Genomic DNA, 8,259 nt, shown 5'->3' with positions numbered 1-8,259 from the left:
AATATTCATTGTACATTCCCTTCCTTCAATCTAAAATCCTTTCTTGCAAAACACTTCCCCGGATTCTTGGGGCAACTACCTAACCTTTTATGTCGCAACCGACCGAGACAACGCCTGTTTCTACCGATTTTAATCGTTCGCTGAGTCTGCTCGACTCCACACTCATTGTTTCCGGCTCCATGATTGGGTCGGGGGTGTTTATTGTCACGGCGGGAATGGCCCGCAACCTGGGTTCGTCGGGGTGGCTGCTCATGCTGTGGGTGCTTACGGGTGTGCTGACCGTGGCGGCAGCACTCAGCTACGGCGAATTGGCGGGCATGATGCCCAAAGCCGGGGGCCAGTACATCTACATCCAGCGTGCCTACGGTCACCTGACGGGCTTTGTTTACGGCTGGACCGTGTTTACCGTCATTCAAACTGGCACCATCGCGGCCGTGGCAGTGGCGTTTACCAAATTTTCGGCGGTGTTTATGCCCGCCCTTGGTCCCGAAAACGTGCTGCTGGCGCTGGGGCCGGTGAAGATCACGCTGGGGTCGCTCTACGCCATTAGCAGTCTGGTGTTGCTTACCTGGCTCAACAGCCGGGGGGTGCAAAGCGGGAAATTAATTCAGAACGTGTTTACGTCGGCTAAGCTCGTGGCCCTGCTGGGACTGATTGTGGTGGGCATTGCCCTGGGGCTGAGCAGCGGCCTGCTGTCGGCCAACCTCAGCAACGCCTGGGCGGCCTCTACCACCTCGGCCACAGGCGAGGTGCTGCCGCTGGCCGGAATGGCACTTCTGCTGGCCTTTGGTACCTCTATGGTGGGGTCGTTGTTTTCAGCCGATGCCTGGAACAACGTCACCTTCATTGCGGGCGAAATCAAAAACCCGCGCCGTAACATTCCGCTGGCGCTTTTTTTCGGTACGCTTATCGTGACCACCATCTACTTCCTGGCCAACCTGTCGTACCTGTCCTTGCTGCCGCTGAAAGGCCTGCTCACCGCCACCGACATTGTGGGCCGGGGTATTCAGTTCGCCACCGCCGACCGTGTAGCCACCGCCGCCGTCTCCACCATCTTTGGCAATATCGGCGTGGCCATTATGGCGGTGCTGATTATGATTTCGACGTTTGGGTGTAACAACGGGCTGATTCTGGCGGGGGCACGACTCTATTACGCTATGGCCAAAGACGGGCTATTTCTGAAGCAGGCTTCACACCTGAACGAAAACGCCGTGCCGGGCCGGGCACTGTGGCTGCAATGTATCTGGGCGTCATTACTTTGTCTGTCAGGTACTTACGGCGATCTGCTAGACTATTGCACGTTTACGTCGCTCTGTTTCTACATCGTCACCATTGGCGGGTTGTTCATCCTGCGTCGCAAAGAGCCCAACGCCGAACGACCTTACCGCGCGTTCGGCTACCCGCTGGTACCGGCCATCTATATGCTGGCGGGCACGGCCATCTGCCTTATCCTGCTCTACAACCCCGTTACTCGTTTCAACACTGGCATGGGTCTCCTCATTGCTGGGCTGGGCGTACCCGTTTATTACTGGACGAAACGGAAGTAATGATTTACGAATTACGACTTACGATGTACGATTTATTGCTGACGCCGGTCTGCCGGTGCGGCACTCTGCTGTAGAGCAAACCCGTGCCGCACCGGCAGACCGGTCAGCAATAAATCGTACATCGTAAGTCGTAAATCAAAACATGGACAACACTTTTCAGGAAAACGAGACAGTGCGGATGGAGGCCTTTAGCGACGGGGTCTTTGCCATTGATATTACGCTGCTAACGTTTGAACTGAAAGCGCCGCGCCACCCCGACGGTGATTACAGTAGCGTTATGCTGCTCCATGCCCTGTTTAAACAATGGCCCGCCTACATCGCCTTTGGGCTTAGCTTCGCTACGATCTTCATTATCTGGGTTAACCACCACCGCATGTATAATGTGATTCGGCGGAGCGACAGCCGGTTTATGTACTACAACGGCCTGCACCTGCTGCTGGTGAGCACTATCCCGTTTACCACCTCGCTCATGTCGAACTACATTGCCACCGAGGCCATGACGCTGGCGGGGTTCGTCTACATGTTTCTCTTCGCAGGTATTTGCGCAACGCTGTATCTGATGTGGTCACACGCCACCAAAGATTACCTGTTGCTGAAACGCCCCGCCGCAGATGTAAAAGTACAAACGGTACGTATGGGGCTGGTTATCAGCATCATCGCTTACGTTGTGGCGGCACTGGCTTCATTTCTGTCGCCTTACCTCAGCCTGCTCATCGGCTTTGGCATGGTGGTCTACCTTTCCCGCCTAAAATACCACCGCGAACGAGTCGTTTAAAGAGGGATATGAAATCAACATTATCCTTTCTCAGTTTGCTGATGCTGGTAGCGGCTTGCACGGGTAGTGGTCCTGGCAGCGGTTTGTTTCATACGCCGTCGCCCCACGAACGCTATGAGCAGTCGCTGAAAACGGCCGATCTTGACCGCACGGCCTTGGGTCTGGCGTGGGCCAACGCCGCCCAGCGCGCGCTCCGCGATTCGCTCACCATCAGTGTGCCCTACCGCGAAAGTGGCTATTTCAGCGCCGCGCAACCCCTGGCCGTAGGTTACCGCATGGCGGGAGTGCGAGGTGATAAATTCACGATCCGGGTCAATGTGCAGGGTCGAGAGCCGGTCCGGGTATTCGTCGACGTGTTTTCGATTGATGGCGGGAAGGTAGCCCCCATTGCGGCCGCCAAAACCGATACCACCAACGCACCCACCGAACTGGTCTGGGAGCCGCGCCGCAATCAGACGTACCTCATTCGCGTTCAGCCCGAACTGCTCCGGTCGGGCCACTACACCATTGCCATCACCCGCGAACCGGTGCTGCTGTTTCCGGTGCAGGGACGTAGCAGCAAACAAATTAGCAGCTACTTTGGCGTCCCCCGCGACGGAGGGCGTCGGCGGCACGAGGGTATCGATATTTTTGCGCCGAAGGGCACACCCGCCCTTGCTTCAGTGGCCGGGGTGGTCTCGCAGGTAGGCCAGAATCAATTGGGGGGCAACGTGGTTTTCCTAACCGACGCTGACCGCGAACAACGCCTTTATTACGCTCACTTAGACCGGTTTAACGTGACCACCGGGCAGCGCGTAAACCCCGGCGATACAGTGGGGTTTGTGGGGAACACCGGCAATGCCCGCACTACCGGTCCGCATTTGCACTTTGGTGTATATACGTATGCCGACGGGGCCGTTGATCCCCTACCCTACGTACGGTTGGGCCGTGGTCCCGCTCAGCAGGAACTGTTAAATTCAGCCCTGTTGGGTGATTCGGCACGAGTTAGTGCGGGGAAAGTAAGCCTTCGGCTGTCGCCCAGCACCGACGCACCGGTTGTGCGCGAGCTGCCTCGTCAACAACCGCTCACCATCCTGGGAGGTACCGCCAACTGGCTACGGGTGAGCCTGCCAACCGGACAGCCTGGCTACGTGGCCCGCGATGCTGTTGAGGCCCTAGCCAAACCCCTCCGCACCGATCAGCTAACCACCCCCGCCGCGCTGCTGGACGAAGCTCACCCCCGGGCGGCAGTCATCCAGACCCTTCCGGCAGGTAGTTCAGTAGCCGTGCTAGGGCAGATTCCAAACTTCTGGTTCATCAAAACAACAGCAGGCCAAACCGGCTGGCTGCTGAGGCAGGGAGTAAAGTAGTTGGTCATTCGCTACGCGGTCGGTCATTGGTCATTCACTCCCAACCCGTTACACGCAGGGGTGTGTTACGCAGGCTGTCGGGGGTTTTACGGAGATAGAGGCAATCTTTTAGTTTCTGGCTCAGGCGTTGCACCTGGCCGTCGGCGGTGGTGACGTGGCGGCGCAGGTCGTTGATTTCGTCGTTGTAGTGCGCCACGCGGCGACTATTGACCCATACCAGCGCCGCCACACCGATGCTCAGTAGCCCACAGGCTACCAATAGGGCTATGACCGTTCTGGGTGGTGGCGTTGATGGTATCACTACGTCTGCTTGCCCGGCTTCGGCAATATTGGCACTACGGGTTTGAACAGCAACAAAAAACCCCTCATCTGTAGATCAGATAAGGGGCTGAAAGTTACTAAACCGCCAACAACTATCGGGCAGCGGCACCGTAATCCTGACCGGCACTCTGCGGAAAGTTTTTCATAATGCTGACCACAGTTTCGCGGAAAGCCAGATCGCGGTTGCGCTCGTTTTTCTTGGTATTCAACTGACCCGTAGCCCAACCCTGCCAAACGATATTGTTGGTCCGCGAATCATAGATGTTCACCACCACCCGGTTCTCTTCGTACTGACGCGAGTAGACCTGGTTGTTGTAGCCACCAAAGCCACCGTAGCCCCAACCCCAGGGGCTACCCATGTTGTTAGACTGAATTTGCTGACGGTCTTTCGAATCGGTGAAGAAACGCACGATCAAATCGGCACCGATATCTTCAGTTGGCTTATAGCCCAGCCCCTGCAACGACTGATCGAGGGCTTCGGCGATACGGCGCTGGTTAAGGTTGCTGCCCACAATGGGGTCGGCGTTACGCTGCCGGTCTGCTTCAATCCGGTAGGTGCTAAACTGCCGAACGTTCACTTTGGGGTCGTAGTCGTACTTAACCGTAATGGCGGGCGCACAAGATGCGATGGTTCCCGCCACAAACAAACCGGCAATTATGTGCTTGATATTCATGGATGAGTTGTGTTAAGAAGTAGTCGGTTGCCGTACAAAAACAGTTGGTGTTCAGCAGGCTAACACGTAATAAACGGTACGCCGATGGCTGCTATTGTGTGGCACTTACATAACCAAAAACACCCCGCTACGGTTCACATTTCGCAGATGTAGTTACAGACCTAGATGAGGTTTATGTTATTGATTATCAGAGATCTAAGCCTAGTGCTTCGCCCACTGTACGAGTCCGTTTTGCTTCAAATTATAATCTCATTTTTAAATAGCGTGGCTGGCGCTGTTATGGCTTCGCGCTTGTAGCCCCTCGACTGCGCTCGGGGTGACAGGCAAATAAGAAAGCATCCTTGCTTGATTCAAGGTCGTTGTCACCCCGAGCGCAGTCGAGGGGCCACAAGCGCGAAGCCATAACAGCGCCAGCCACCCCAACGCGGCAGCAACCGGTTACGCAAAAAACCCTACCCGTCCGATTTCTTGTACTCGTCGAATGAGCGGAGTGAAATTTCGGGGAGCTTGTCTTTCGATAGCCGGTCGGTGAAGGCCTTGTAGCGCGTGGTTTTGATCGTCTCGAACGTAGCCAGAGCCGCTTTCAACTGATCATCCAGCACCGTTACATTGGCCAATTGCGCCCCCGACGGACGGCCATAGTAGCCCGCAATTTGGCCGTAGATGGTGCCAATTTTTTCGCGCAGTTGCGGCTCGGCGGTGCCCACGTAGTTATCGCCTTTCAGCACCACCAGCTTTTCTTTCAGGGTGGTTAGGTCTTTCGCCAGCGGGTCAATCAGCTTCTTATACTTGGCATCTTTGGCCAGTTGCTCATCGGCGGCTTTTTGCATCGCGTTGATCTGATCCACCAGGTAGCCCAGCTGTTCGGTCATGGTATACAACCGCGTAACAGTCTCGTATTGAGCCTGTTGGTCCGCCACCGAATGCATACTGGTGGGGTCGGGCAGGAGTTTCAGGGGCGTTTCGTAGGTGTTGGTGCCCTGTGTCAGCTTCACGGTATAGGTGCCAGCAGGCAGGCGCGGACCGGTGAACCCGGCAAACGACAGCGTTTTGCCCGTGGCCACTTTAGGTGGCTTCAGGCGGTAGTTCCACTCCACAATGTTGATGCCCTTGGCCTTACCCGGCGTTACATCACCCACTTTTTTGCCCACCGAGTCCATGATCTCCATCGTCATCTTGCCGAACGTCTGGCGCTTCTTGAGGTAGTACACAATCTTGGCCGACCGGCTGGGGTTTTCGCCCGAAAACTCACCCGCATCACCGCCTTCCGAGAACCCCCCGTCGTCGCGCATGGCGGTGGGGTTTGTTTGCAGGAAGGCCGCGTCTTTCGTCAGCAACTCGTTGGTCACCTGCCGTAGTGGGCTGATGTCGTCGATGATGATCAGGCCGCGCCCGTGGGTAGCCAGCACTAGATCGTTTTCGTCGGGCTGAATGGCGATGTACATCACCGCCACGGGGGGCATGTTGTTCGTAAACGCCGACCAGTTTTGCCCGCCATCTACAGTCACGTACAGGCCCTGTTCGGTACCCAGAAACAGCAGGTTGGGGTTTACCAGGTCTTCTTTGATGTGGCGCGCAAAGCCTTTAATATCAGGCGTGGTGATGGATGTCCAGGTCTTGCCCAGGTCGGTAGTCTTGTAAACGTAGGTGGCCATGTCGCCCGACGAATGGCCCTCAAACGCCACGTAGGCCGTGTTTTTGTCGAAACGGCTGGGTTCCACGTGGTAGGCCCAGGTGTTCTTGGGCAGGCCCGGCACCGTGCCGACTACGTTGCTCCAGTTTTTGCCGCCGTCGGTGGTTACCTGCACGTTGCCGTCGTCAGTACCCACCCAGATCATATTCTCGTCGAGCGGCGATTCGGCCACGCTGAATACCGTGCAATGGTTTTCGGCCCCGGAATTATCGGCGCTCAGGCCGCCCGAACCCTCCTGTTGCTGTTTGGCGGGGTTGTTGGTGGTCAAATCAGGCGAAATCTTGGTCCAGGTCTCACCCATATCGTCGGATCGGTGCAAAAACTGACTGCCTACGTAGAGCCGGTCGGGCTTGTTGGGGCTGATCTGTAGGGCCGTATTCCAGTTAAACCGCAACTTAGGGTCGGTGGCGCTAGCGTAGGGTTTCACGATCTTGCTCTGCCGCCGTTCGGTATCGTAGCGCCAGATATATTCGGCCCCCTGCATTTCAGAATAGAGGATGTTTGCCTTGGTTGGGTGCCGGTACACCCGGAAGCCATCGCCCGCCCCTACGCAGTTCCAGTCGCGGTTTTCAATACCGCCGGGGCTTTCTGACGGGCCATACCAAGACTGATTGTCCTGCAACCCGCAGTAGACTTTGTAGGGTTTGCTGTTATCTACGCTTACCTGATACGCCTGCGACACGGGCAGCCCCTTAACCATCTCGAACACGCTGCCCCCGTCGTATGACCGGTACACGCCCCCGTCGGTAGCGGCAAAAATGATGTTTGAATTCTGGTTGTCGAAATGAAAATCGTGCACGTCGGAGTGCATAGTACCCAGCGTGGTAAATGTCTTGCCCCCGTCGCGGCTGATGGACCCGCTCAGGCCACCTTTCAGGAGAATATCGGGGTTGCGCGGGTCGACCACAATGCGCGAGAAATAGAACGGCCGCACGGTCAGTTCGAAGTCGCCATTGGTACGCTGCCAGGAGGCACCCGCATTTTCAGAGCGGTACAAACCCTTGCCCTCGGACGTTTCCGATTCAATTACTGCAAACAGCCGGTTGGGTACCGACGGGGCCACCGTAATGGCAATCCGGCCCAGCTTACCCGTGGGGAAGCCCGTATGAATCTTGGCCCAGGTCTTGCCCGCGTCACTCGACTTGTACAACCCGCTCTGATTTCCGCCCGAATTGAACGACCAGGCCGTGCGCCGAAACTCCCAGAAGGCAGCGTAGAGCACGTTGGGGTCTTTGGGATCCATGGCCAGGTCGGAGCAGCCCGTGTTCTCATCGACAAACAGAATCTTCTCCCAGGTCTTGCCACCGTCGGTGGTTTTAAACACGCCCCGTTCGGCACTTGGGCCCCATAGCGCGCCCATCGCGCCCACGTAAACGATGTTAGTATTGGTGGGGTCGATCTTTACGGCGCTGATCCGCTCCGATTTGGCCAGGCCCATGTTGGTCCAGTTTTGGCCGCCATCTACGGTCTTGTACACGCCATCGCCTACGGACACGCTGTTGCGCGTCCAGCATTCGCCGGTACCGGCCCACACCACCTGATCGGGCTGTTTGGGATCGACCGCCACGGCCCCGATAGACTGGATGTGTTTGTCGAACATGGGCTTGTAGCTCACGCCACCGTCGGTGGTTTTCCAGACACCGCCACCCGCCGTGCCTACGTAGAGCACACGTCCGTCAGTGGGGTGGCCGTCGAGGTCGGCGATGCGACCGCTGGTAATGGCCGGACCAATGTGCCGTGCCCGTAAGGAACCAAATAACTCGTTGCCTTTCAGCGGAATAGCTTGTTGCGCCAGGGTGCTGGTGCTGATAGCCAGCAGGGTCAGCAACGGGAGGTAGCGGGGTGTTTTCATGCCAAGGTTTGTCTAGTACACCGATGCCATCGTTTGAAGCGATGGCAT

At 56.8% G+C, this 8,259-nt stretch carries 6 protein-coding genes; 3 read left to right on the top strand and 3 right to left on the bottom strand.

Annotation, left to right across the window (positions count from 1 at the left end):
• Positions 1-89: 89 nt before the first annotated feature.
• From J2I48_RS18860 to J2I48_RS18850, 3 genes are all read left to right on the top strand, one after another.
• Entirely contained in the window at positions 90-1,547 is a 1,458-nt protein-coding gene (locus J2I48_RS18860) for an APC family permease (RefSeq protein WP_207337041.1), read from the top strand.
• A gap of 142 nt (positions 1,548-1,689) precedes the next feature.
• Entirely contained in the window at positions 1,690-2,322 is a 633-nt protein-coding gene (locus tag J2I48_RS18855; RefSeq protein WP_207337040.1) for a TMEM175 family protein, read from the top strand.
• An 8-nt stretch (positions 2,323-2,330) separates the two neighbouring features.
• Positions 2,331-3,671 carry a peptidoglycan DD-metalloendopeptidase family protein gene (locus J2I48_RS18850; RefSeq protein WP_207337039.1) on the top strand — a complete coding sequence of 447 codons (1,341 nt, stop codon included), beginning with the start codon at positions 2,331-2,333 and terminating at the stop codon, positions 3,669-3,671.
• A 34-nt stretch (positions 3,672-3,705) separates the two neighbouring features.
• Here J2I48_RS18850 and J2I48_RS18845 read toward each other — a convergent pair whose 3' ends face one another.
• From J2I48_RS18845 to J2I48_RS18835, 3 genes are all read right to left on the bottom strand, one after another.
• Positions 3,706-3,972: a hypothetical protein gene (locus tag J2I48_RS18845; protein ID WP_207337038.1), complete on the bottom strand. Its 267-nt coding sequence runs from the start codon at positions 3,970-3,972 to the stop codon at positions 3,706-3,708.
• A gap of 112 nt (positions 3,973-4,084) precedes the next feature.
• Positions 4,085-4,666, bottom strand: coding sequence for a DUF4136 domain-containing protein (locus J2I48_RS18840; protein ID WP_207337037.1), 582 nt, complete (start codon positions 4,664-4,666; stop codon positions 4,085-4,087).
• A gap of 452 nt (positions 4,667-5,118) precedes the next feature.
• On the bottom strand, positions 5,119-8,211 hold the full coding sequence (locus J2I48_RS18835) for a hypothetical protein (protein WP_207337036.1): 3,093 nt from the start codon (positions 8,209-8,211) through the stop codon (positions 5,119-5,121).
• Between the last annotated feature and the right edge of the window lie 48 nt (positions 8,212-8,259).

The sequence above is a fragment of the Fibrella aquatilis genome, assembly GCF_017353255.1.
In the GTDB taxonomy this organism is placed as follows: domain Bacteria; phylum Bacteroidota; class Bacteroidia; order Cytophagales; family Spirosomataceae; genus Fibrella; species Fibrella aquatilis.
Note: the sequence above shows the minus strand (reverse complement) of the source record. Positions and strands in the feature narration are given on the sequence as shown.

Excerpts from the sequence above, each read along its gene's own strand:
- J2I48_RS18840 (WP_207337037.1), bottom strand. The coding sequence starts at position 4,666 with ATGAATATCAAGCACATAATTGCCGGTTTGTTTGTGGCGGGAACCATC.
- J2I48_RS18835 (WP_207337036.1), bottom strand. The coding sequence starts at position 8,211 with ATGAAAACACCCCGCTACCTCCCGTTGCTGACCCTGCTGGCTATCAGC.
- J2I48_RS18860 (WP_207337041.1), top strand. The coding sequence starts at position 90 with ATGTCGCAACCGACCGAGACAACGCCTGTTTCTACCGATTTTAATCGT.
- J2I48_RS18850 (WP_207337039.1), top strand. The coding sequence starts at position 2,331 with ATGAAATCAACATTATCCTTTCTCAGTTTGCTGATGCTGGTAGCGGCT.
- J2I48_RS18855 (WP_207337040.1), top strand. The coding sequence starts at position 1,690 with ATGGACAACACTTTTCAGGAAAACGAGACAGTGCGGATGGAGGCCTTT.